Below are 25225 nucleotides of genomic sequence, written 5' to 3' on the forward strand. Positions count from 1 at the left end.
AACGTTTAATAAATTTTGGAACAGTTCCAATGGAAGACCCAATTTCTTTTTATACCAAACAAATAAGTCTACATCAAGAAGAATTGGCTAAGGTAAAAAAGCAGCTTTTAGTTTATAGTGTTTTGCGGATTTTGGTGTTTTTGTTAGCCATTCTAGGAGTTTATTTTGTGTTTGCAAGTGTTAAGATGCTATTGGGCGTAGTATTGATTACCGCTGTCCTTTTTGTTTTTCTGGTATCCAAATATACAGACCTTCAATACCGACGTAACAAAATGTTGGCGCTATTAAAAATAAACGAAACAGAAATAGAGGTGCTTAAGCGCAATTTTCATGAGCTTCCGACCGGAGAGGAATTTAAGGATCCCAAACATAGTTTCAGTCAGGATATAGATTTATTCGGAAGAGGATCTTTTTATCAATATGTAAATCGAACCAGTTTGGTGCAGGGCAGTAGGGTTTTTGCCAAATTGTTGACGGCAAATTCGGTAAATGGCATTATTGAAAAACAGCAAGCCATAGCGGAACTTTCCAAAATGCCCGAATGGCGGCAAGAATTCAGTGCCATAGCAACGTTGGTACAAGCAGAGACCCCTACCCATGTAATTGTAAAATGGTTTAAGACATATAGTTGTTTTGTGCCTAAGATCATGGGCTGGTTACCCTTTGTGTTTTCGGGTATTTCAATCACCCTTTTTACAGTTTACTTTCTGGATGGTATTTCGGGGTGGATCCTTTTTTACTGGTTCCTTTTGGGACTTGGGATTACTGGCGGATTTCTTGCTAGGATTAACAAATTATCAGAAGCAACGGGTAAAGTTCAAAGTACTTTTCGTCAATATCAGAGATTAATTCTAGAAATAGAACAACAAGGGTTTTCGGCGCAACTGCTAAAGGAAGAACAAGGGCAAATCTTAAGCGGTACCGAAAAGTCATCTACGGTACTAAAGCAGTTTTCGGATATTTTAGGTGCCTTGGATCAGCGCAACAATATGCTTTTCGGCTTTTTGGGCAATGGATTTTTATTATGGGACCTAGTACAATCATATAGAATTGAAAAATGGATCTTAAAAAATGGAACCAAGGTTGAACAGTGGTTTGATACCATTGCTTTTTTTGATGCCTACAACAGCTTAGGGAATTTTGGTTTTAACCATCCCACCTATTCATTCCCGATTTTATCAAAGGAAAGTACGGTTCTCAAAGCCAAAGATGCAGGGCATCCTTTATTGGATCCTGCACAAGGGGTCTTGAACGATGTACATATTGATAAAGAGAATTTTCTAATTATTACGGGTGCAAATATGGCGGGTAAGAGTACTTTTTTACGAACGGTGTCCTTACAAATAGTCATGGCCAATATGGGGCTTCCAGTGCACGCGTCGGTTATGGAATATTCACCTATTAAACTGATTACCAGTATGCGAACCTCTGATTCCCTAACGGATGATGAATCGTACTTTTTTTCGGAGTTGAAGAGGTTAAAATTCATAGTTGATGAAATTGAAAAAGACAACTATTTTATTGTGCTCGATGAAATCCTGAAAGGAACCAACAGTACGGACAAAGCGATCGGGTCCAAAAAATTTGTGGAAAAATTAGTGGTTTCAAAGTCTACAGGGATAATAGCTACCCACGATCTTAGCTTATGTGAGGTGGCAAAACAGATACCCCAAGTGGAAAATTATTTTTTTGATGCAGAAATAATCGATGACGAGCTGCATTTTGATTATAAATTTAAAAAAGGCATTTGCAAAAATATGAACGCTTCCTTTCTGCTTAAAAAAATGGAAATAGTATAACCGACCAAATATGGATTCGTTAACACAAATTGTATTGGGTGCTGCCGTTGGGGAGGCAGTTTTAGGAAAAAAGGTAGGGAACAAAGCTATGCTTTATGGTGCCATTGCCGGTACCATTCCCGATTTGGATATTTTTGTAGGTTACTTTGCCGATACCGTAACCACAATAGAGCAGCACAGGGGCTTTAGCCACTCTATACTCTTTAGTATACTTTGTGCACCGGTCTTTGGATTTTTGATATCGAAAATAGAACAAAAAAGTGCAGCGACCTGGAAAGACTGGGCCTCTTTAATGTTCTGGGGGTTGTTTACCCATCCCATTTTAGATGTTTTTACTACTTGGGGTACACAACTGTTCTGGCCCTTTAAGATACGGTTGGCATTTCAGAATATTTTTGTCATAGACCCACTTTATACCTTGCCGTTCTTAGTGTTTTTGGTGCTTGCGATGCGGAGAAAAAGAACGGACCCCAAACGTAGAAAATGGAACAATCTTGGCTTAATTGTTAGCAGTACATATTTATTGCTGACCTTAGTGCTAAAAGCAGTTACTTATCAAAAGTTCAAACAAAATTTGGAAGAACAACAAATAGCGTATACTGAAATTGCTACCAGGCCCACACCTTTTAACTCGCTGCTCTGGACCGCAAATGTGGATACCCAAGATGCCTACCTAATTGGGGATTATTCATTTTTTGATTCCAAACCCATTGCCTTTAGGTCATATCCAAAAAACCATGAACTGCTTGGTAGTTTAAGGGAAAAAGATAAGATAAAACGAATGATCAACATTGCGGAAGGATGGTTTACCATTTCCAATGATAAGGAACAGCTTTATTTTAATGATCTTAGGTTTGGTTTGATTAGTCTAGATCCGGAGGAGACACAGTTTGTGTTTAGTTATAAAATTCTTTTGGAAAAAGGAGCGGTTACCATGGAAGAGACCGAAAAGTTTGATACGGAAGGGCAAAAGTTACTCTCAGAGCTTTGGAAACGTATACTTGGAAACTAGTTCCATACAGTACCTCTGGACGTTGGTCAAATTCTTATATTTACCCGTTTAAAGCAATACTGATTATGCTAGGATTACGCACTGCAATTTATATGGTATCGGATATGGAAAAAGCCAAAACATGGTATTCCGAGGCCTTTGGGCAACAACCCTATTTTGAGGACCCTTTTTATATTGGGTTCAATATAGGGGGTTATGAACTGGGATTGAGGCCTGAAAAATCTAGCAATGAAAAGCCCGAAAGTGTACTTGCCTATTGGGGCGTTACCCAAATACAAAAGGAATACGATCGTCTACTAGGAATGGGCGCAACTTCGCACGAAGTTCCTGCCAATGTAGGAGGGGAATTAATGGTTGCAACGGTAAAAGACCCTTGGGGCAATATTTTGGGGTTGATCTACAATCCCTATTTTAAGCTTGTATAGAAGTACCTAAGGTTTTGCAAAAACAAAGACCGAAGGAAAAGTACCATTCGTCTACACTTAATTTCCATTCGTCTACACTTCACTTTTTTTTAATCCGTAATTTTAGAAGTTTACAACTTACCTTAACTTAAACCGCTATGGACGTATTATTTATTGAGGACGATACTATAGAGACTATGAAATTACAAAGAACGGTCTCCAAACTGCAGTTAAAACATCGTATCACCGAAACTAAGAATGGAGAGGAAGCATTGGAGGTATTAAAATCGGGCGCCAAACTCCCGGATATCATTCTGTTGGATCTAAATATGCCCAGGATGAGCGGTATTGAATTTCTTAAGGTCCTTAAGGCCGATGAGACTTTTAAATACTTACCCACCATTGTATTGACAACATCTGAAAATAGGGCCGATTTGTTGGAGTGCTACCGAATTGGAATTGCTGGCTACGTTATAAAGCCTTTAAAATATGAGGATTATGAAGAAAAACTGAAAAAGGTTTTTCAGTATTGGGAAGTAAATGAGCTAGTAAAAGCATAGCAAAAATCCTCATTTCACAACAATATTTTCCAACAAGGTACTAAAATTCCTACTTTAGGCCTATAAACCAAGTAGTACATGAAGGGAATAGTTTTCACAGAGTTTATGGACATGGTAGAATCTAACTTTGGGTTAGAAGTGGTCGATACCATAATTGAGGACTCGCAATTACAATCAGAAGGTATTTATACTTCGGTAGGTACATATGATTTTAATGAAATGGTAAGCCTTATTACCAATCTCAGTAACCAAGTAAAGGTGCCTGTGGACGACCTTGTTTATACTTTTGGACTATTTCTTTTCACAAGTTTGGGCAAAGCACACCCAGAGGTTATTCAGAGTTATACATCACCCATAAACCTCTTATATTCCATAGAAGATCATATACATGTACATGTAAAGAAACTCTATCCGGATGCTGAACTTCCCACGTTCAAAATTTTGGAAAAAACAGATACTTCCATTTCCATGATCTATACTTCCTCTAGAGGTTTGTATAGATTGGCCCATGGATTGATGCAAAAAGCGTTCGAACACTTTAATGGAAGCGCGGAGATTACCTATGAACTACTGAAGGAAGATGGTACCGAAGTAAAATTTGATATTGTCCAAAATGGATAGCAAAGAGGTTTTACTTCTAAAAAAAGCTCTGGACCGTCAAAAAAAGGCAAGGGCCATGGCCGAAAAAATATTGGAGGAAAAATCCAAGGAGCTATACGATACCGCACATCATCTTAAGGAAGCCAATAGCAGACTAGAGAACCTGCTAAGTGAAAAGACCTCGGAATTGGATGGTGTTTTCATCAATATCATTGATCCTTATGTGGTAATGGATTTGCAGTTCAACGTTATTAATATGAATGTGTCCGCTAAGAATTTCCTAGGCTATGACCACACCAAAGAACCAATAAACTTAGAGAACCTTGTGGCCAAGGAATATATACAATATACTGTAGAGTCTTTTGCTTCGCTTTTGAAAGTAGGGACTCTTAAAAATTATAGAGCCAAGATCATTGTTAAGGATGGATCAGAAAAATACGTGCAGATCAACAGTAGCTTAATTTACGATCAAAATGGAAAACCTATAGCCGCCCAAGGAATTATTCGCGATACTACTCAAGAAACGGAAATAAAACATTTGTTGGCCGAGCAAAAAAAACAGTTGGATATAATCATAGAGAATTCCCCCCTTAGTATTGTACTAACCGTAGACGGAGAAATAGAAAAGGCGAATAAGACCTTCATAGATTTATTGGGATATTCAGAGGCAGAACTAAAAAAACTTAGTGTAAAAGATATTTCCTCTCCCGAAGACATAGAGACTTCTGCCAATTTAATGGCCCAGATGAACAAAGGGGAGTTAGATAGCTTTTCGGTAGTTAAAAGGTACCTCAGAAAAAACGGCACCAGCCTTTTGGCAAAAACTTCGGTCAACGCCATAAAAAGTGAGGAAGGAAAATTGGAATATCAGGTGGCGATGATTGAGGATATTACCGATCAAAGAAATCTCGAAATACAAAAAGAAAGGCTTTTGAAAGAGTTAGAGACCAGTAACCAGGGGCTACAAGAGTACGCACATATTGTATCGCACGATCTTAAATCTCCCCTAAGAAGCCTGAGTGCATTGGCTACCTGGATGACTGAGGATTATAAGGAGGTACTAGACGATAATGGTTTATATAACCTTAGTATGATGCACGAGAAGATAGAAGCCATGGACAGACTAATCGATGGGGTGCTCAAATATTCTAGTATTACCAGTGAAACCTTAGAAAACAAGAAAGTGGATATAAACGAGGTGGTACAACATATTAGAGAAATCATCTTTATACCGGAACATGTCAATATTGTTATTATGAATACCCTGCCCACTATTAAGGCAGATCGTACCCAAATGCATCAATTGTTTCAAAATTTGATCAGTAATGCAGTGGTGAATATAGAGAAGAAAGAAGGTCTGGTAGAAGTAAGCAGTAAAGAGAAGGACCAATGTTGGGAGTTTCAAATCAAAGATAACGGTATAGGGATCGCAAAGGAATATCACGAAAAAATCTTTAAAATATTCCAATCTATTGGAGACGGAGAACGGTCTACCGGTATAGGCCTTTCCATCGTAAAGAAAATCATAGACCTATATCAAGGCAAAATATGGTTGAATTCAACGCAAGGTAAGGGCACTACCTTTCATTTTACCATTAAAAAACAACTATGAGGCAAGAACGCCCCAATATAGATTATATAAAGGAACTGGCAGGAGATGATGAAGCTTTTGAAAAAAAATTCATCACTATCTTACAAGAAGAATTTCCTTTGGAGAAGGAAGAGTATTTGGACAACGTTAAGCATAAAAGGCCAAGGGCCGCAGCATTAAACGTACATAAATTAAAGCATAAATTCAATGTGCTTGGTCTGGCCAAAGGATATGGCCTGGCAGTAGCGTACGAGGAAGACCTAAGAAATGGCGATATGGCCCTACATGCACATTTTCTAAAGGTTTTAGAAACCATAGAAGCTTATATTAAAACCATTTGACCATGAATTGTATTATTGTAGACGACGAGGCGGCCGCTAGGGCCATTGTGGCACAACTATGTTCTAAAGTTCCCGATTTGGACGTTATTGAGGAGTTTCCAAGTGCCATAGACGCTATAAAATTCTTAAATCAACATACCGTAGATGTTATTTTTTTGGATATACATATGCCAGGCTTCACGGGTTTCGACTTTGTACAGACCTTAAAAAATCCACCAAAGATTGTATTGACCACCTCAGACAAGGATTTCGCGATAGCTGCTTATGAATATGAAGCCATAGTAGATTACTTGGTGAAGCCCCTTGGTTGGGAACGTTTTGAAAAGTCTTTGCAAAAAGTAAAAAATGCCTTGGCCAAGCAGCCTTTAGCTCAAGAAGGGGCCCTAACGGAAACAGCGGGGGCAGGAGAACTCTATATCAATATAGATCGCAGATTGATTAAACTAAACTTAAACCAGATACTATTAATAGAGGCCCAAGGAGATTATATAAACGTTAAAACAGAAAAAGAGACCTATAGAGTACATTCTACCCTTAAAAAAATCAAGGAAAAATTACCCGATAATACCTTTTTGCAAATACACAGATCCTTCATTATAAATTTTACCAAAATAATTGATATTGAGGATAATAGCGTGCTTATTGAGAAAAATGTAATACCAATAAGTAGATCTAATCGCCCAGAATTGATGAGAAGATTAAATCTGTTATAATTTAGGGCTATACTTCCTTTAATTCTACCTACAGTAACCTTCCATTCACCGAAGCAACCACCAATTCTCAATAGTAAGTAAGGATATTTGTTCCATAATCATTAATCCTACTTATTATGAAACGAGTGTTACTTACCTTTTTTACAATGATCAGCATGGCAATGTGCTTTGCCCAAAATTATAGTTTTTTGGGAGATTATACCTCTGACGGTACTCCGCTTTATTTGACCGAACCCGATGTGGTTGCTTATGAGACCCTGCAAAGCATAGACAATGCACTACCAGAGAGTTACCCGGTACCAACGTATAATCCGCAATATATTACTTCCGGATACGATACGGATATAATTTTGGACGACAAGGCCGATGTATGGGTAACTTTTGTGGCAGAAGGTGCCGGATATAAAAACGTACTTGGTTTTTACACCTATGATATTAACGACCCGGCACCGGCGAAACCCGATGCTAAGGATATTACCATTATTTTCCCCAATGTTTCTGCCAAGGGCAGTGGAGGAAGTTTGTACGCTGGTGATAAGGTAAAAATAGGAACTTTTGAAGCAGGTACCGGAATCGGATGGGTACTTTTGGCCAACGGATGGAAAGGTCGGGTTACCGCTGGTTTGTGGCAATTGTATTCCAATACTGACTATAACCCCGAGGCAGACGAAAGTTTAAGGTACCATAATGTATTGTTGAACGATACGGAAAACGAAAGAATTATTTTAGGGTTTGAAGATATAAGAAGAGATTATGGAAGTTGCGATAACGACTTTAATGATGCACTGTTCTATATTACGGCCAATCCGTACGAGGCTATACGAACTACCAATTACAACGAGATTACGGACCATTCCGATGTAAGTTCTGGTAATGACGGAGGGCTAGAAAGTAATGGGGATTTAGCCAGTTTAATAGCAAAAAGGAACTTTGACCGCAACAAGACGGGAAATTTTAAGAATACTCTTAAAACACAGAAAGATTACAGTAAAAAGACCTACAAATCCCTGAATGCGAAATCTGGCAGATTGGATGCCTATTTCCCTGAGAGTGCTATGCACGGTACCGAAACCACATATATATCTAGCCCAGAAGACCTTTTGGCCATTACCAATGCCAAGAATATTTTTTCGATAGATTATTATGAAGGCCAGAAAAGGGTTTCTGCCGCTTTGGCTACTGAGACTAAAAATGGGGTTTATAACCACACCAAAACCATTTGCGACCGCCTAAACGATTCCAAATTGATGGATGTTCGTATGGTAACCTTACAGGGTCATCAATTGGTATATTCCAAATTAAAGCGCTCCAAAGGGGAAATAGAGTATGCCCTTACCTTTTCCGTTAAGGAAGAGGGTGGTGTAAACCGGCTGTACAGCCTATGGAATTTAGACGAATATCCCTCTGGTGATTACCTAAATTTTCAGGTATGGGGAAGTAGCATGGGGCAAGTGACCACTATAGTCAATAACATATTGAATACCCTAAGTAGTGAAAAAGTGCTGAAGACACATAAAGCAGAAAACGTGCTACCCACGGTATTTATAAAAAGCGGATATTACAGCCAAGGAAAATTACATTTGAATATCATAAACAAGTCTAACGCTACCTGGCTTCGAGTAGATGGCAATTATAAGGCCACTGAACAAGATGATATTGTAAACCTAAATACAACAGTCGGACTAAGCGGCACTTGGGAAGAAGAAGTTGTAATGGATACGGATCACTTGTTCGATATTGGGCTTTCCATCACCGCCGAGAATTCGTATCAACACGATGCAATCTATTTAGCTGATGGTCCTTGGGGAATAGATTATAACACCAACGTAGATGCTGTGGCCAATTTTAGAATTTTTCCACAGGAAGATTCCAAGAGGTCACCCAATGGTTACAAAGTAGAGCGTGGTATTAGCGCTTCGGGAGAGGTAAAGGAAACCATTAATGTGTTCCGAAATCTTTTGGCGGGGGATTTGCAATTGACTGCAACGGACTATAACTTCCTGCGATTCAATATAGAGAACGACAGAGCTATTGAAGTAAGCTTGGTTACCGATGCTTCCGACAAATGGGAAGAAAGATTAAGATATACCGTAGAGGCCAATGAAGAGGAAGAGCTTGTTCAAATAGCCTTTGAAGATTTTAAGGATCATAGCGGAAATACCGCCAAATTTAACAAAATAAGGACGATAGTATTTTCTGTGCAAAGCAATTATCAAGATTATGTCCCCTTTACGTTAAAGATAGATGCTATGGCCTTAACGGCCGAGTTGTTAGATGCAGCTCCGCAGAATGAAGAGATTGAAATCGATGATATGGCGTCTGAAAATTTGGCACCTTTGACAGTGGAGCAGAGCTATGGATTAAAGAGCTATCCTAACCCGTTTACGGCTTATACTGTGGTTACCTTTCCAGCAGCGACCAGGGAAGTAGGTTTTACCGTGAGCAATTTAAACGGGCAGGTAGTTTACCAGCAAACAATGGCTACGATGTCAGATCAGAGATCTGTACGGTATGAGCCAAAGGATCTGCCCAATGGCATATACCTTTATACCGTTATTGATGCCCTAAATGGTAAAACATATCAGGGGAAATTGATAAAGAAATAAGAAATGATATTGTAAAGATTAAAACCCTCTAATTATAGAGGGTTTTTCTTTTATCCCCATTGGCGATTTCATCATGGAAGTCTTAGGTGGTTTAGTCCCACATTTCACCGGAAATGAGTTAAGATTTTTTCTGAACTTCATATTTAGGCATGGATTAAACGAATCGGGAATTTTTACTACTGCTATCGGGTTAACTTGGCATAAAATATTGGCTCTTTGGTAAACAACCACTTCAGTTTAAATCCAATTTCTGTGAATTCAAACCCGGAAGCTGTTGCCGAGGCAATATTGCTATATTTTCCATACAAGCTACCGACCAAACGCTTGGAAAACTGCTGCATTAAGCTAGCCTCAGCTCTAAAAATAGTAGTCTTTGGGTCCTTTTCTACTTTTTGATAACCGGTAGCTGCACTGGCTATATAGGAGGTTTTTTCCCAAATCTTACCACGTAAATCGCCAAAAACCTCTACCGCCCTATAGTCTTCTGGACTAAAATAAATGGTGGGTACCTGATCTGCAAACCCAATGTACTGGTAATTTAAACCCATCTTTAAGGCCGGTTTACGAAGTATATTGTAGTAAAGGGAGGTAAATAACAAATTGCGACTGTTGTTATCTGTCTGTTCTGTGCGCATTAGTTGCGTATACCACCCCAAATTAAAATTGGTGGCCAAATTGTAATTAAGCCCGTAATGATTCATTACAATTTCGCGTTCAATAAGATCGGCATTAAAGTTTTGCACTTCGCGTTGATAGCCCAATTCTAGATTTTGAAGTCGGTAGGGCTGTGTCTTTAACCGAATATCCAATACAGGTTGTGTATACATTTCCTCAACAAACCGTGCATTGTTTAAGCCGAAAACCGTTTTTAAATGAACTCTTGGGGCCAGTTTGTATTCAATGCCTGCAATTACTACATGGGCATCTGCCTTATTATTGGTTACCGTATTTTCTGTTGTACGGTATTGATAAGATAGGGTAGTCCTAAATTTGGCGGAGAAAGGAACGTCAACAGTGGTAATGGAATACAAAGCAACATTATTGCCGTTGTCAAAGGTGTAGGCAGCATGCTCCTCTATACTAGGATTATATTGTGCATTTAATTTCTCCAAAAACCCAAGGGCATCCTGTTGGTTGTTGTAGACCTCCAGGGTCTTAAAAGCTGCCTTGTAGGCAGGAACGATCCGGTCCAAAGCAAAAAGCGCATTGGCTTGTCCCAAATTACCATCAAAAGAGGTACTATCCCTTGCAAGAATGGTATGGTAATGGGCTAGGCTATTCTTAAAATTGGCAGTATACATCCCAAAAGTGGCTTTTAAGGCCAAAAGCCAACTGAGGCCTTCATAAGAGTCATCCAGAGCAGCAATTGCCAACCTTGCACGTTTAAATTTTCGGTTCCATATCAGTGCCTGCACGTAACGTTCATTGGTGCGTTCCCTAAGCTCTGGGGAAGTGCCGGCATGTATTCTATCCATACTTAATGTTGCCGTTGCCAGTGCATTTTTGTCCTTCTCCATAATGTGTTCTGCCAAGGCAATACCATTTAAAGCGGTGATGGTGTCATTGGTAGCGGCGGCATACCGTTGGTAGATAGCTTTGGCACTTTTTATATCTTTAGTAATCAAATACATGTTGGCAAGGTTCAACAAGGTATCCTTGTCCTCCGGAAAGTCGTTAAAAATAAGTTGAAACAACTTCTTGGCCGCCGTATAATCTTGAGCGGCAATAAGTTCACTGGCCTTCCCCAACAGCGTATATTTTCTAGACGTTTTGGCACTAGCGTTGCCAGGTTGTAAGGTAAGGGCCTTATCCACCCATTGCAGTGCCTTGTCATACTCCCTTAAATTGCTAAACGTATTGGCATACCCCAAAACTGCTTCAAAACTCTCCGGATATGCTTCAACAAGTTTCTTGTACAAGGGTCTTGCTTCTATATACCGCCCTGCCCAAAGGAAAGACTCGTTATAGTTGATTTGTATTTCAAAATCCGCCGGATATTGTTGTAGCATGGAAGCAAAATGTTTATTGGCTTTAATGGGTTCGCCACTTAGGCCAACTGCCCTTCCATAACAAATCTGAGCTGTTTTGTTGTTTGGGTCCGTGTTTAAGTATTCTAGAAAAAAGGTTTCTGCCTTTTCAAATTTGCCTGTTTCCAATAGCTCAAAACCAGGTTCCATGCTTTGCTGTGCCGTTGCAAAAAATGTCGCAAAAAGAAATATTAAGAGTAAATGGTTATAATTCATTAAAACGGTAGGATTAGTACTACAAATAGATAACGCCTAAGCCACCTATTTATTAGTGTGATATTGGTTTTATAAAGGTAATCTGCTGTTTTTCAAACTGGAAGTCTGTTTTTGCCCGTTCGTCTACAGCAAATTGCCATCCATCTATAAGCAACGATCTAAAGCACATTATACACTGATATTTGCGTAACCAAATAAGAAATACTTAACCATGATAGCATTTAGAACATTTCGTCAGAGCCTGTCCCCAGAGCAATTGTTTATGGGCAGTGTGCTCTTGGTTAACGGGGGTAACTACCTGTACAACCTCCTACTTGGAAGATTATTAGGACCTGCTGCCTTTGCGGATGCTGCCCTTTTGGTAACCTTGTTGTTGGTACTTTCCTTTTTAGGGATGACATTCCAATTGGCAACGGCCAAGTTTGCAGTCCTATTTGAAGATCGGGAATGGGAGGTTTTTAAAGATAAAATGTACAAGTATGCCTGTGCTTTTGGCATTCTGGTGGGGGCGGCATTAGTTTTTTTTGCCCATGACCTACAAAGCTTGTTCCGTACAGAAAGCACTTGGATGTTCATTGTTTTTGGGATTGGAATACCATTGTATTTTATAATGAGTGTAAATCGTGGAACGTTCCAAGGTTTACAACAATTTGGAAAACTATCGCTAACCTATCAAACCGAGATGTGGAGTAGGTTGTTGATAACACTGGGACTATTATTGTTTGTTCCCCTTAAACCAGCTTTTTTGATTGCGCTGGGGATTGCCTTGTCCTTTTTGTTTGGACTGATTCCCTCGAGTTTTAAGAGCATATCCTTTTTAGGCGGTGGAACTCTCCATTCCGAAAACAAAAAAAGGGTTACCAATTTTATAATACTTACGGCTTGTTATGAACTTACGCAAATCATTATTAATAATAGCGATACCCTTTTGGTAAAACACTATTTTGATTCCCTAGATGCCGGTCTTTATGCCTCTCTGGCCCTCATTGGTCGTGTGGTATACTTTGTAGCTTGGATGTTTGTAATGTTATTGTTGCCAGCAGTAGTACAAAAACAAAAAGATGGAGAACCAACAACGCCGATACTTTTTAGGTATGTGGGATATATTGGCATGTTATCCTTCACTATCGTATGTGCTTGTTATCTATTCCCCGAACTCATAATAGAACTTATGTTCGGTGAGGCCTATATTTCTATGGCCGGTTTGCTATGGCAGTATGCCCTAGCTACCTCTCTATTCGCAATTGCAAACATATTTGCCTACTACTTTTTGTCTTTAGACCAGTACTTTCCTGTATTACTGTCCGCTTTATTGGGGATGTCACAAATAGTGTTGATCATATATTTTCATACCAGCTTAGAAATGGTGGTACAAGTACAGATTATCGCTATGGTAGCCTTATTGGTTGCCCAACTGATTTATTTTGCACAGCGAAATATTAAATAACCCAAATACCTTCGTCTAAATGGGGTTTCCATTCGTCTAAAGTAATTTGCTACTGGTCTAAGAACAGCCATTTTAGGAAATGTTTTAAAAGATATTTGTATCAGAATTTAACCCATTATCAATTTTAAACTTAACCTTATGAAATTAGCAATTGTAACGGCATACCCGCCAAGTAAAGTAACCCTTACCGAATACGGATATCATTTGGTAAAACATTTTAGACTTCAAAAGGAAGTAAGCGAAATAGTACTGATTACCGACATAACAGAAGGTGAAAAGGATTTGATTTTTGAAGAAGTTGGTTGCAAGATTACCGTAAAATCGTGCTGGAGTTTTAATAGTTATACCAACTTGTTTCGGATCAACAAGGTTATTTCGGAAACACGGCCCGATGCAGTTTTGTTCAACCTTCAGTTTTTAAAGTTTGGGGATAAAAAAATACCGGCAGCGCTTGGACTGCTTTTACCCATGATCTGCAAACTAAAAAAGATTCCTACCATTTCTCTATTACATAACATTTTGGAACAAGTAGATTTGGACAATGCAGGCATAACTAAGAACAAGTTATTACAAAAGGCATACAATTTTATTGGAACAACCTTAACCAAATTTATATTGACTTCGGATATTGTAGCCGTTACCATTAGCAAATACGTAACAATTTTAGAGGAAAAGTATAAAGCGAAGAATATTGCGTTAGTGCCCCACGGTTCTTTTGAAACGCCTCCAGAGCCAGATTACAGCTTACCCATTGGACCAAGACAGGTAATGGCCTTTGGAAAGTTTGGTACTTATAAAAAAGTGGAGATACTTATTGAAGCTGTTGAACAAATAAGAAAAAGGAATAGGGAGCCTATAGAAATTGTAATTGCTGGTACGGATAGTCCCAACACCCCGGGATATCTAGAAGCAATGAAAACTAAATACAGCCATGTAGAAAACCTTCGTTTTACGGGTTATGTGGCAGAAGAGGACGTTCCTAAGATTTTTGGAGACAGTGCTGTGGTAGTATTCCCGTATACCTCTACCACCGGAAGTTCTGGAGTCTTGCACCAAGCAGGTAGCTATGGCAAAGCAGTAGCCCTGCCAGATTTGGGAGATCTAAGCGTACTGGTAAAGGAAGAAGGTTATAGGGGAGAGTTTTTTAACCCAAAAAATACAACATCCTTAGCCAATGCCATAGAAACGATCCTTACGAACGATGGGTATAGAAGGCAACTTGGTAAAACCAACTATGATGCCGCATGCTCCCTACCCATGTCAGCGATTACCCAAATGTATTTGGATTTTTTTAAAGCGATTAAGATTAAAAAATCCAAAACTCCCTCTACGGAAATACTGTCAAAACAAATACCTGTGGAATTGGAAGTATAAAATATTGTTTAGGTTAAGTGTAAAGAGGAGTGGCCTGGTTAGTCGCTCCTTTTTTTGTTTCCTAGATGGTTGTTAACGTCTGTTTCTAAGGTAAACATAGGCCGGTTTTTTGTTGCCGGCTTCGTCTACAATGCCATAATAAGCTTGTGGTTGCTTGCGCCAGGGCAACGTGCCTACCACCGAGGCAGGTATTTTGTTAAAGTCGTATAATGTCCATGAGAGGTAGGGAACATTTTCCGCTTTAAGCAGTGCTTGCATTTCCTTATAGTAAAGGGCTTGGGTGTCTTTAGAGCCTTTAAACAAATTCCAAAACCCGCTATAAGAAGACTTACCATATTCTTGAAGCATCAAAGGTTTGTCCGGTGCTTTTTGCTGTAGTAGGGAATAAGCTTCCTTAAAATCACCAACATCTTCATAGTAATGAAAGGAAACAAAATCTAACTGTTTGGCCAATAAGTTAGCTACCTCCGGATTAGACCATCCAATGGTGATAGCATGGTTTTGATCCCACACACGTATATTGGCGACCATTTGATTTAACCAAGCCAAGACCTTATGTTTTCCGCGCGATTCAAAATCCAGGTCGGGCTCATTTTTAATGTCCCAGGCCAATATCGCGTCGTGGTTTTTAAAGGTAGAAACAATGGCTTCTGCATGCCTGTGCGTCAGTGTCCAATCGGAAATGGAATAATTACCATAAAAGTCGAACAATGTAATCACAACTTTTAATTGGTTTTGGGTTGCCAGATCTAACACTGTTCTTAACTTATTCAATTTCTCTGGTAGTACCTTGGCTTTTCCAAAGTCTTCATATTGTATAAATATTCTGATGGTGTTCAAACCCATTTCGGACATAAGTTTAAAATCCATATCAATGGTCGTAGCATCGAAATGAACTCCGAACATATCCCAGGGACTGTCCTTTGGGTAATAATTTATGCCCTTTATAGCACTAACGGTTTTTGGTTTTTGATTGTTTTGTTTTGTTACTTTTTTGTGCGATTGCTTTTGCTTCTGTATTTCCACCAAATGTCGTATGCGCCAAAAACCATCCTCCAAGAGCATCATTACCCTATAAGAAGTAGTGTCTTTTAGGCTCAATATTACTTGTCCGTTCGCCAGCACTTCCTGATATGATATGACATCACGATCGGTAAAAGTTACCATAGTACCATCCTGACTATAAAACTTAAGCTCAGGATTATGTTCTATAGTGGTACCCTTAATGGTAGTTTCATTACTTTGGTTCAATGTCAGAGAGCGCTTAAGTTTAACCTGGGCACTATCTGTATAATAGTCAGAAATACCTTTAGGGTCGTTATACCTAAATGCCATATTCCTAACGTACCAAGCATTGCGATAGTCTTTTTCAATTTCATGAAGTGTATGCTGTTCCATAGGTCGGCCTTCATAGTCGTCTATGTTCCATGCTACTTTGGGAACATAAACCTCGTCCATCACTTCTTCCAAATGCAACATGGAAGAACGATCCGCTCCTGTGTTGAGATAGGAGAACACTGCACTTATTCCAAATAGAATTAATGCATTGATCGCCAGAAATGACAAAATTAAAATGGCCCGATAGCTATTTTTATTTAGGTCCCTAATCATTGAGGTATATGTTTTGCTCTTTTTGTAAACCCATGGCATGTACTACAGCGAGGCATGTCCCGGTAATTTGGGATTCTTGCGCCAGTGAAAATGTTCCGATACCTTTTTTGGATGTCGTAGTTTTAGTAGTTAGCAAGCGCTGGTTTTGATCATACAGGCTAAGCTTTATAGTTATACCATCTGGTATCAACTGGCTCATAAAGCTTTTTAGGGGGCCTACCTGCAGGCGCCTCTGTTTTTTCAAAAACTGGATTTCATAATCCAAGATCGCAGGCTTAAAGATTATGTTTAGATTATTGCTCTCCGCGGCACCCACTACATAGGCTGTTACATGCCAATTTTCTTTTTGGGAAGGGTGTAACATCTTTGCCGTGGCAATACCGTTTAGTGTACTGCCCATGGTTTGGAGTTTTGCCCCCTCAGAATTCTCAATAGCAAAGTAAACAAGTGTACCGTCGCTGACCGTATTTTCGAATTGATCTTTAATAATTGATGAGGTAAAGTTGATAATTTGATTACCGTCCGCATAATTGTGTACCCTCTGATAGTCTATTTCAAAATTTATCGGGTTTGATGGAAATACGGTTGTTGTAAATTCTTTGGAACTATAAGATTTATAAGTGGAGTTTATTAATATTCTGCCGGCTTTTTGGGTAGAATAAATGTTCTTCCAGGCTATCATGTCTTGTACTCCAATGGTTTCGGTAAGCACGTTATTTTCAAATTGATGGTTGATGGTAATAGCAGCGCCGTTTGGCAAGGGATTGTCGTATTTATCCGTAGGAGCATTTACGAACATAGAGAAGTCCGTTTCTCCTGCAATGATACTGGGAGGCCCTAAATAGGACTCCATATTAACAGGCTGCCTTTCATCAAATTTAAAGTTGATCTGTCCGCTGCTCAGTATCTCTCCGCCAACAATCAGTTTCCAATGGCACGGGCCTGCTTTTTGAGCATAATTCGTCGGTATTTTAAATTGACGACCATTGGCTTTTGTCGGAGCTAAAACGGAAGTTCCGTAGGCGTTTTTAATTATTAAATAAGATGGGCCAACACTTTCTATATCAAAAACCAAATCTACATTTTCACCTACATCAAAATGAGTTGTCTGGGTAAGAAGCGTGGCATCGTTCTTAGCTGGGTTTTTTGTTATCCGCTCTGGCGAACATGCCAGGATTAGGATTAGGAATAGGGATATGTAAAGGAGATGTTTCATTTACTTTGGGTTTCCTATATAGCTGTTTATTTCGAATTTCAACGCATCAAACCCTTCACCTTCAAATTGTTGCGTAAGATGTCTTAAGTGTGTGTTATTCCTTTTTGGAAAGTACTTTTGCGCCAAATCTGCATTAGGAACACCGTTTACATAACAATTTTCCAGACTTTTGTTTATGATCTTTAGGGTAGAGATGTTCTTTGGCTCATATAAAAAATGCTGCTTCCTCTGCACCCTAATCCCATTTTCCAAAAATTGGTGGTCTACCCATAATAACACATTGTCATTGTCGTAATAAGAAATCAGTATTTGCGGTATGGTAACCTCTTCAACTCCTGTATTTAACAATACCCCCGTTATTTCGGTTTTGGAACGGGTTATGTTTTGTAGGGAAACAGATTTATAAAGATCGGTATTGGCGACGTTGCCGGCACATTGTAGGTTAAATTTAGTGGGTTGCTCTTCCAACTTAACCGGCGTAAACTGGTCCGGGTCAAATGTGGACGGAATGGTGTCTGCTGTTTTAGACCATGCTATTCCTTCAAAATCTATCCTAAAAGATGTGGTTTCCTTTGGTAATAGTTTATGTTTTATGTGATACTTGGCACTGAATTTTGCCAATGCCACGTCGTTGTCGTTATAAAGTGTAGCATTGATGACTACATCTGCTGGCACATTGTCTATATTTTGTATTTCACCTACAATGGCATAACGGGAGTCAAATTTTATCAATTTGGCAGAAAGTACCTGCAGAACAGGTTGTTGTAACACGTCCTCGTGATGGGTCTGCTGTGTGGTAACCCTACGTCGACCATGGTTGTAAAACGTTGTACTGTTAGCGGAGAACAACTGATCTGGTGGCAGATCGGTATCAAAATCAGAAGGAATTATAAACCATTCGCCTTCTTTTTTAATGAGCTTGTGGTTTTCGGATTTTTTTATTTGCTCCAGTGGGGTAACCCAATCCGCAGCGGTTTTTGCTTTGGCCATGTTTTGCGATATCTGGGTAGTTTCTACGCCCAGGGAATTTAGTTTTGCATAAGAGCTTAAAATACCATCAGTAACCGAAACTTGCATCATGTACTGGGATAAAGACAATCCACTATCTGGGTCTAGATAGGAATATGCCCTTTCAAATTCTTTGAAATCCAGTGCGTCGTAATATGCTTTCAGTACATTTTCTGGACTTCTTTGAGCTGTATTTTTAAGATAGAACTGATAGATACCAAATGAGAGGCAACCCAAAATTAAAACGGCCCATATGTGGTTTATAGCGATCAATCTGTTAGAAAACCCATTGTATTCCAGTTTATGGTCCATATAAGCTGGCTGTGGTACAATTTTAGATTTTAGCGCCCTTATCCAGAGCAATTGTATGTTGATTATAAATGCAATGATTATAGTTAATAGGGGAATAATTCCCCACATCAATTTTAAAGATACCGCCACATCTTCCTTGGGAATGGTGGCAGGGAGAGGAGGTACGTTAAGTTTTTCCCAAACCATTATGCCATTCTCTAATTGTTGCAACCGTTGCCAGCCACAGAAATAGAGTATGGGATCATAAAATTTGTCGTTGGAAAAGATATATTTCAAATTGTATTTCTCTGGAACCGTTAAAAACTGTTGTAAAGACCCGATACCCTGGATGCCCCTAAATTTGGAGTTTTCCAAGCGCTCAATGGCTCTTGTAGTAAGTTCTGGCAATCTTCTTGCGGAATGGTAATTACCATCAACGGTGGTAGCATTGGTCTGCGTAGAGAGCCAAGCCATTTGATCTCCAAACCCCAAAGGAAGATACCGCCATTGATCGTGCTGGTCCTGATTTAGAAAGTTGACAATGGGCAACATCTTAATTTTTGCAGGTTGTGATGGCCTAAAATAACCTAGGCTGAGGGTAAAAATCACCATAAATAATAATCCCCCGGTGAGGCTACCTCCGAGGATACGATGATAAACAGCACCAAAACGCTTTTTAAGTTTGGTTTTTAGATCGCCCTCGACCAATCGATATGTAAATTCCCCGAACATAGGCAAGGCCATGATGGTGGCCCATAATGTAAATCGATCTAGGGTCAAAATATTAAATGCCGTCTCTCCCAATATTTTAATGGGAAGGGAAGTAGTACCTCCAGACCCAAGCAGGGTAAGCATGCTAAAGGATAACCCGTAGAACAAATAGCGTTTACTAAAAAACCTGTAAAAAATATAAGGCATTAAAAAAAGAAGTATTCCCCAAGGAACAACAAAAAAAACCAATCCTGAAGAGGTCACTTCCAAGAAATTATCTCTAGAACCATGTGGAATGGGTACTTGCGTAATAGGGTTTACCTTAGAGTTTATCCAATAGGGAAGAATACAAACGACGATAAGAACCAAGGAGAGTAGTCCAAATGTGGTAATTCTACCAAAAAGCTGCTTAAAAGACTTAAAAAAGACTTTGAAAGTCACCTCTTTTATGGTCTTTACCTTTTCTTTGGCAGTGTCCATTATTGCCATGCCAATTAAGGGAAATATAAAAAATACCATACCAAAAATGGGTGTAACATGGTGAGAAGTAACTGTTACAGCAATAAGGGATAATGAACTGATCAGATAGCGAAGCCTCCCTGTTTTAATCCAAAGATATATCTCGGGCATGGTGTGTAGCAGTACCGATAATCCCAGAATGCTGGGCAATTGACCAAAAATATGCAAGGTTTCTATAAAGGTAGATGAGAAGACCGCCAACAAAGCCGTATAACCGGCTACCGTTCTATTTCCGGTCATAAGAAGGCCAAACCGATACATTCCTGTAATAAATAAGATTATGGCCAAAATGGCTACCGTAAAAAGGCCAAACTTAAGTCCACCAACAAAAGAAATTAGTGCCATTAGCTGGTGCACCAGTGGTGGGTAGGCCTGCACCGTGAAGCCTGTGTACCACCTATAATCCCAGGGTTCGAACCAACTGTTTGCATAATGATCTGCAAAGAATAGATGAATGAGGGCATCGTAAGTGTATTCTAACGTAAAGAAAATAGCAGAGCCATGGAACGCCACGCCCATTATTAGGGCCAAAACTAGTAGTGTATTGGTTTTCTGCATCTTAGGGTATGTAAGAAAATATAACAAAATAAAGTTATATATATTGTGGGATTTGAGCATTATTGCCTGTCTATGGGTTTTTACCATTCGTCTACAGTAAATGGTAAATCGACTTTTCCTACAAAAAAAAGATGGCTATCAACTATATATTTGCTTCATAAATCCATAGTAACCAAATGGATTACAACAAAAACAACATTAGTATAACTTAAATCTTAACCTATGAAAGTTTTAACCATTGATGATCAACAACTCATATTGTTATCAGTAGAAAAGAGACTGGCTGCCCAAGGGTACGAAGTACAAATGGCCGATTGTGGCCAAACGGGAATTGAATTGTTCAATAGTTTCCGCCCAGATCTTGTAATTGTGGATATTAACATGCCAGATATGTCTGGCTTAGAAGTGGTAAAGCATATACGAATCACGGAGAACTCACAAACTCCTATAATGGTAATGTCTGGTAATACCAACGAAAAAGTCATTGTAGATGGTTTTGATCTAGGTATTAATGACTATATGAAAAAACCGGTGAGTCTTAACGAATTGGAGGCTAGAGTGAAACGAATCTTGGGAAATAATACCAGTTCTAAAACCAAAACAGCCGAGGACAGTAATCAAATGCTTCAAAAACATTGTGTAGGGGTGGTAATACCATGTTATAATGAAGCCGATCGTTTGTCTGCGGATATTTTCAGGGATTTTGCCAACAAAAACCTAGGTTATCACCTTTGTTTTGTAAATGATGGTAGCACGGACAATACGTTAGAGGTTTTAGAGGAGCTGCGAAAAGGCAATGAAGATATTATTAGTATTTATAACTGCGAGCAAAACGGTGGTAAGGCCGAAGCGGTTAGGCAGGGTGTACTTCATTTATCCCAAGATCCTCAGTTAGATTATATTGGTTATTTGGATGCCGATCTTTCAACAGATTTTCGCGATTTTGATGAGTTGGTACAGACTATCGAAGATTCTAATTTTAAAATTGTAAGCGGATCCAGGATTAGTAGAATGGGGGCAAACATAACCAAAGAATCTGCACGTAAAGTGATTAGCATGACCATTAATTTGATCATCCGTAAAATATTGGGAATGCCCTTTAGGGATACTCAGTGTGGGGCAAAGATCATGGACCGTAAAATTGCTAGCACCATGTTCCAGAAAAAATTCATTACCCGTTGGTTGTTCGATGTTGAGATATTTATGCGCATGCGCAAGTATTATGGGAAAAGGAACGTACAAGAACTAATTTGTGAGCAACCCTTAAAAAGATGGATACATGCTGACGGGTCAAAACTTTCTATGAAAGATTCCGTAAAGATTGTGGGGCAATTGGCCAAAATTGCATTGCATTACAACGCTTAAAACTGTTCATTGCTTATTAAATAATGTTGTAAAAAGACCGGCGCTTCTGCAGGTCTTTTTTGGCAGATGAGTACTACAAACTTTTTATCTGCAAATCATGGAATGTATCTGCCTGAAGTTTCAAAAGTTCCTCCGCTTTCAATTTTTTATAAGCGTATACCGCCTCTTCCTCCGCTATTTCACCATAGATTTTTTCGTTCAAGGAGGTATCTGTGGCCAGAATCTGTTCTCGTTGCAACACTTTTTGGGTTACCCAGGTTTCTACCGCACTCTCCTCATCTTCCAATTTTAAATCGTACGGTCCCTTCGGAGCCAATAGTTTGGCTACAATCGGTGCGGTTTCAATAGCCAGGAACAGCAGAAATATAAAGAATGAAGGGAACCAGGGTAGCTCCCCCAAAGCATTTATTCTCGCCATTAACCCATCAAACCCATCAATAATCGGTTGCGAATCATTAACTGCTGTGCTGTATTCAGAATTTAAACTGGTAATCTGCCCTTCCAAGGTGGCTATCTTTAGTGCATTGGACTGCTTAAGCTGTTGTAGTTCTGCCAATGCCGCATCGTGCTTTTCCCGTTTTTCTTTATAGACAGGTCCTTTCCCCAATAAGAGCGTGCCTTTTCTGCCTTCCGCTTCCGCTATGTACGTATCGTATAGGGCATTGGTTTCTGCCTCTTTAACCGTTATTTCTTTTTTTAAGGCCGCAATGTCTTGGTTAATACCTTCCAGAGTGGGTGTATATTGCGTAGCTATTTGCTGTTTGTTGGCCAAGGTAAGGGCATTCTTTTGCTCCAAAAGGACTTGATTTATCTCTTTTTCGAAGATTTTCATTTCCAAAGGTTTGGAGATGACCACGGCAATGATAATGGCCAATACTATTCTTGGTGCCGCTTGGATAAGTTCGTTTTTAAAACTGTTCCTTTTTTTAATGGTAGAAACAATAAAACGGTCTAAATTAAAAATCAAGAGCCCCCAAATTAACCCAAAGAAAACCGCTGTGTAAACATTGTCGAAAACGGTAAAAAGAGCATAGCTGGCCGCAATAAATGCCATTACAGCGGTAAAAAACACCGTAGCGCCAATCCCGGCATATTTATTACGTTCCCCTTTGGAACAAGTTTTTAGGATATCGGTATCCGCGCCAGAACAGGCGATAAAAAAGTTTTGTATCATAACAGTGTTCTAAATTGATTGATAGAATATTAGAACGCGATTCCTAATCATTTGTTACAAAAAAGCGATGAAACTTGGCGTGGAGGTATCAATTTTATGATTTTATTCTGATTTTATATCTAATCTACGGTTACGGGCGTTATACTATCGTAGAACCAAGGGGTGTGTTGGTTGGTTACCGCTACCCACTCCCAATCTTTATTGGTTTTGTGCGCAGTAAGGGTCATAAGTCCTATCTCCCTAAATGTAGTATCGGCCGGTTTTTCGCGTTTATACCAAAACATTTTCCATGAATAGTAAGCAAGGGCATTGCGGTTGTCTAGTATCCTTACTCGCGGTTCACCTGCCTCATAATAATAATCCAGGGAATCGTTTCCTATAAGCATGTTATGAAAGTTGGCTACATGTTCTTTGCCTTCAAAATAGTAGCCTTGGGAATTTATCCATGTGGCATTGTCTGCGAATTGATCCATGGCCAGTTTGATATCCCTTTTTATCATCGCCTTTTCCCTTATCGCTATCATTTGAACAAGGCTGAGTGAATCGGACATTATAGAAGTGTCGTGCTTATGCTCCCCTTCCTTTTTTTTACAGGATATTGAGCAAAGGATCAATACCATTAAAAACCTAGCCGCAGTTTTCCGGGCATTTATTTCTGGTAAAAACATAGTAATATCGCTTAGTCTTCGATTAAAATAACATCTGTGGATAACCGTACAACCGGCTTTGTTCCGTCCGAATGTTCAGCAATTAACCCAATGTCGTCCGATTTCTTAAGCAGTGCAATGGCCTTTCTAGTGGTTATCTTATTGCCATTGTAATAGAAGATTGCATCTTGTTTTGCCATTTCCTTGGCAAATTCTAAAGGCGATTTTGGCGGCGGTGGTGGCGGAAATTCAGTTATGTCATCAGGTTTAACCAATTGCTCCGATCCCGAAACTTCATCCGGTTGGATAGTTGCTTCAACTTCTACCGAGGCAGGATACGGAGGTGGTGAGGGTGGCACAGGAGGCGCAATTACCGGAAAAGGTTCTGCCTGTTTTTTTTGTTCATAACTCATTAGGCCATAGATGTATTCCAACCGTTGTAAATCCTTGTTTTTCCAGTTTTTCTCCCCTTCCGGTTGTGCCAAAAGCCTGCGTACCGTTTGGTTGTATTCGGCTACCATTTCGGGGGAAGCCCCTTCTTGAAAGTTTTGAAAATCCGTGGTTTGAATTTCTTCCAGCTCAGCGTAAATAATTTCCCTGCTGCTAAAACTGTAAAGCAATACGGCAACTAAAGGGGCTAGGAAAATGATCTTGATCCTAAAGGATCTTGGAGATGTTTTTGTTTTCATGACTGTAAATCGTTTTTTGATTGATGAATAATTTATGGCGTTGGCCATGCTGATGGGTATCTGTTGAGGTACTGCGACGTTTGATGAGAACGCTAGCAAAATATGTTGATAGTAAGAGGTAGGCACACCACTGTTTATTACAGCGTTGTCCGCCAAAAACTCGTGGTTAAGCTTTATGGCATGTTTTATATAGTATAGAAGCGGGTTAAACCAGAAAAGTACCAGACAACACTCTACAATTAAGACATCTATGGAGTGTTTTTGTTTTGCATGTGTTGCCTCGTGTAATAACACCTCTTTTGGAATCTGACCGGTTTCATATTTTTCCTTATTGAGAAAAACATAATTGAAAAAAGTGTGCGGTACTATCGTTTCACGCAGCAAAACATTGGTAATATTCCTTTTTTTATGTTTGGGATTGTATTTTATGCGATGTGAAATACGATATAAGTTCTTTGCAAATCGGAAACCAAAACTTAGTGCACCGATACCGTAGAGCATCCATAAAATCGAAACAACGTTAATGGGTTGGTTAGGTTCTTTTATTACGTTATTTCCTTCCGTAAAGGGTACAATCCACTCGGTTGCATCAGCGGTGGATAGCGGAGCGTGTTGGGTAAAAGTAATCAATGGTATGGCAAGGGATAGTACAAGAATACCCAGCAAATAATACCGTTTAAAGTGGTGCCGGTTACCCTGCTCCAAGAACAGTTTATAGAACAGGTAAAGAACGGTCATGCAAGCGC

General features: G+C 39.4%; 19 protein-coding genes. 12 read left to right on the forward strand and 7 right to left on the reverse strand.

The annotated features are described in order from the left end of the window. Window positions 1–29 precede the first annotated feature (29 nt). The 9 genes from ACEQ81_RS05965 to ACEQ81_RS06005 all read left to right on the forward strand — a co-directional run bounded on the left by ACEQ81_RS05965 (window position 30) and on the right by ACEQ81_RS06005 (window position 9626). Window positions 30–1799: a MutS-related protein gene (locus tag ACEQ81_RS05965; RefSeq protein WP_411029936.1), complete on the forward strand. Its 1770-nt coding sequence runs from the start codon at window positions 30–32 to the stop codon at window positions 1797–1799. Between the two features lie 10 nt (window positions 1800–1809). Beyond that, window positions 1810–2811 (forward strand): metal-dependent hydrolase, encoded by a 1002-nt coding sequence (locus ACEQ81_RS05970; protein ID WP_411029937.1) that lies wholly within the window; start codon window positions 1810–1812, stop codon window positions 2809–2811. A 65-nt stretch (window positions 2812–2876) separates the two neighbouring features. Next, window positions 2877–3236: a VOC family protein gene (locus ACEQ81_RS05975; RefSeq protein ID WP_411029938.1), complete on the forward strand. Its 360-nt coding sequence runs from the start codon at window positions 2877–2879 to the stop codon at window positions 3234–3236. A gap of 137 nt (window positions 3237–3373) precedes the next feature. Further along, the gene (locus tag ACEQ81_RS05980; RefSeq protein WP_411029939.1) at window positions 3374–3775 is read left to right on the forward strand and encodes a response regulator; all 402 of its coding nucleotides are present in this window, start codon (window positions 3374–3376) and stop codon (window positions 3773–3775) included. Window positions 3776–3853: 78 nt separating this feature from the next. Then, entirely contained in the window at window positions 3854–4396 is a 543-nt protein-coding gene (locus tag ACEQ81_RS05985) for a heme NO-binding domain-containing protein (protein ID WP_411029940.1), read from the forward strand. Beyond that, on the forward strand, window positions 4389–5987 hold the full coding sequence (locus ACEQ81_RS05990) for a PAS domain S-box protein (RefSeq protein WP_411029941.1): 1599 nt from the start codon (window positions 4389–4391) through the stop codon (window positions 5985–5987). Before ACEQ81_RS05985 ends, ACEQ81_RS05990 begins: the two co-directional genes overlap by 8 nt. Further along, on the forward strand, window positions 5984–6307 hold the full coding sequence (locus ACEQ81_RS05995; protein WP_411029942.1) for an Hpt domain-containing protein: 324 nt from the start codon (window positions 5984–5986) through the stop codon (window positions 6305–6307). Before ACEQ81_RS05990 ends, ACEQ81_RS05995 begins: the two co-directional genes overlap by 4 nt. Before the next feature lie 2 nt (window positions 6308–6309). Further along, a complete protein-coding gene (locus ACEQ81_RS06000) occupies window positions 6310–7020 on the forward strand; it encodes a LytR/AlgR family response regulator transcription factor (RefSeq protein WP_411029943.1) in 711 nt (236 codons plus the stop codon). A gap of 116 nt (window positions 7021–7136) precedes the next feature. Next, window positions 7137–9626 carry a DUF4114 domain-containing protein gene (locus ACEQ81_RS06005; protein ID WP_411029944.1) on the forward strand — a complete coding sequence of 830 codons (2490 nt, stop codon included), beginning with the start codon at window positions 7137–7139 and terminating at the stop codon, window positions 9624–9626. A gap of 182 nt (window positions 9627–9808) precedes the next feature. On the opposite strand, the gene ACEQ81_RS06010 is transcribed toward ACEQ81_RS06005, so the two are convergent. Next, window positions 9809–11869: a tetratricopeptide repeat protein gene (locus ACEQ81_RS06010; protein WP_411029945.1), complete on the reverse strand. Its 2061-nt coding sequence runs from the start codon at window positions 11867–11869 to the stop codon at window positions 9809–9811. 211 nt (window positions 11870–12080) lie between these two features. Between ACEQ81_RS06010 and ACEQ81_RS06015 the strand changes: the two genes are divergently transcribed. Both ACEQ81_RS06015 and ACEQ81_RS06020 read left to right on the forward strand, forming a co-directional pair. Beyond that, the gene (locus ACEQ81_RS06015; RefSeq protein WP_411029946.1) at window positions 12081–13316 is read left to right on the forward strand and encodes an oligosaccharide flippase family protein; all 1236 of its coding nucleotides are present in this window, start codon (window positions 12081–12083) and stop codon (window positions 13314–13316) included. Window positions 13317–13454: 138 nt separating this feature from the next. Further along, on the forward strand, window positions 13455–14690 hold the full coding sequence (locus tag ACEQ81_RS06020) for a glycosyltransferase (RefSeq protein WP_411029947.1): 1236 nt from the start codon (window positions 13455–13457) through the stop codon (window positions 14688–14690). 72 nt (window positions 14691–14762) lie between these two features. Here the strand turns inward: ACEQ81_RS06020 and ACEQ81_RS06025 are convergent, their stop codons facing one another. The 3 genes from ACEQ81_RS06025 to ACEQ81_RS06035 are packed head-to-tail and all read right to left on the reverse strand — an operon-like array spanning window position 14763 to window position 20604. Next, the gene (locus ACEQ81_RS06025) at window positions 14763–16301 is read right to left on the reverse strand and encodes a glycoside hydrolase family 2 TIM barrel-domain containing protein (protein WP_411029948.1); all 1539 of its coding nucleotides are present in this window, start codon (window positions 16299–16301) and stop codon (window positions 14763–14765) included. Then, window positions 16294–17517 (reverse strand): hypothetical protein, encoded by a 1224-nt coding sequence (locus tag ACEQ81_RS06030; RefSeq protein WP_411029949.1) that lies wholly within the window; start codon window positions 17515–17517, stop codon window positions 16294–16296. The genes ACEQ81_RS06025 and ACEQ81_RS06030 overlap by 8 nt, the downstream gene beginning before the upstream one ends. Continuing rightward, window positions 17518–20604, reverse strand: a complete 3087-nt coding sequence (locus ACEQ81_RS06035; RefSeq protein WP_411029950.1) for a hypothetical protein — start codon at window positions 20602–20604, stop codon at window positions 17518–17520. It abuts the gene before it with no gap. A 222-nt stretch (window positions 20605–20826) separates the two neighbouring features. Here ACEQ81_RS06035 and ACEQ81_RS06040 point away from each other — a divergent pair, with 222 nt between their 5' ends. Then, complete coding sequence (locus tag ACEQ81_RS06040; RefSeq protein ID WP_411029951.1) at window positions 20827–21969, forward strand: response regulator; 1143 nt, start codon at window positions 20827–20829, stop codon at window positions 21967–21969. Between the two features lie 73 nt (window positions 21970–22042). Here the strand turns inward: ACEQ81_RS06040 and ACEQ81_RS06045 are convergent, their stop codons facing one another. From ACEQ81_RS06045 to ACEQ81_RS06055, 3 genes are all read right to left on the reverse strand, one after another. Then, window positions 22043–23143 (reverse strand): DUF4407 domain-containing protein, encoded by a 1101-nt coding sequence (locus ACEQ81_RS06045; RefSeq protein ID WP_411029952.1) that lies wholly within the window; start codon window positions 23141–23143, stop codon window positions 22043–22045. Window positions 23144–23262: 119 nt separating this feature from the next. After that, on the reverse strand, window positions 23263–23811 hold the full coding sequence (locus ACEQ81_RS06050; RefSeq protein ID WP_411029953.1) for a nuclear transport factor 2 family protein: 549 nt from the start codon (window positions 23809–23811) through the stop codon (window positions 23263–23265). Window positions 23812–23822: 11 nt separating this feature from the next. Next, on the reverse strand, window positions 23823–25217 hold the full coding sequence (locus ACEQ81_RS06055; RefSeq protein ID WP_411029954.1) for a M56 family metallopeptidase: 1395 nt from the start codon (window positions 25215–25217) through the stop codon (window positions 23823–23825). Window positions 25218–25225 lie beyond the last annotated feature (8 nt).

This window comes from Spongiimicrobium sp. 3-5, assembly GCF_046557915.1.
In the GTDB taxonomy this organism is placed as follows: Bacteria; Bacteroidota; Bacteroidia; order Flavobacteriales; family Flavobacteriaceae; genus JBHEBG01.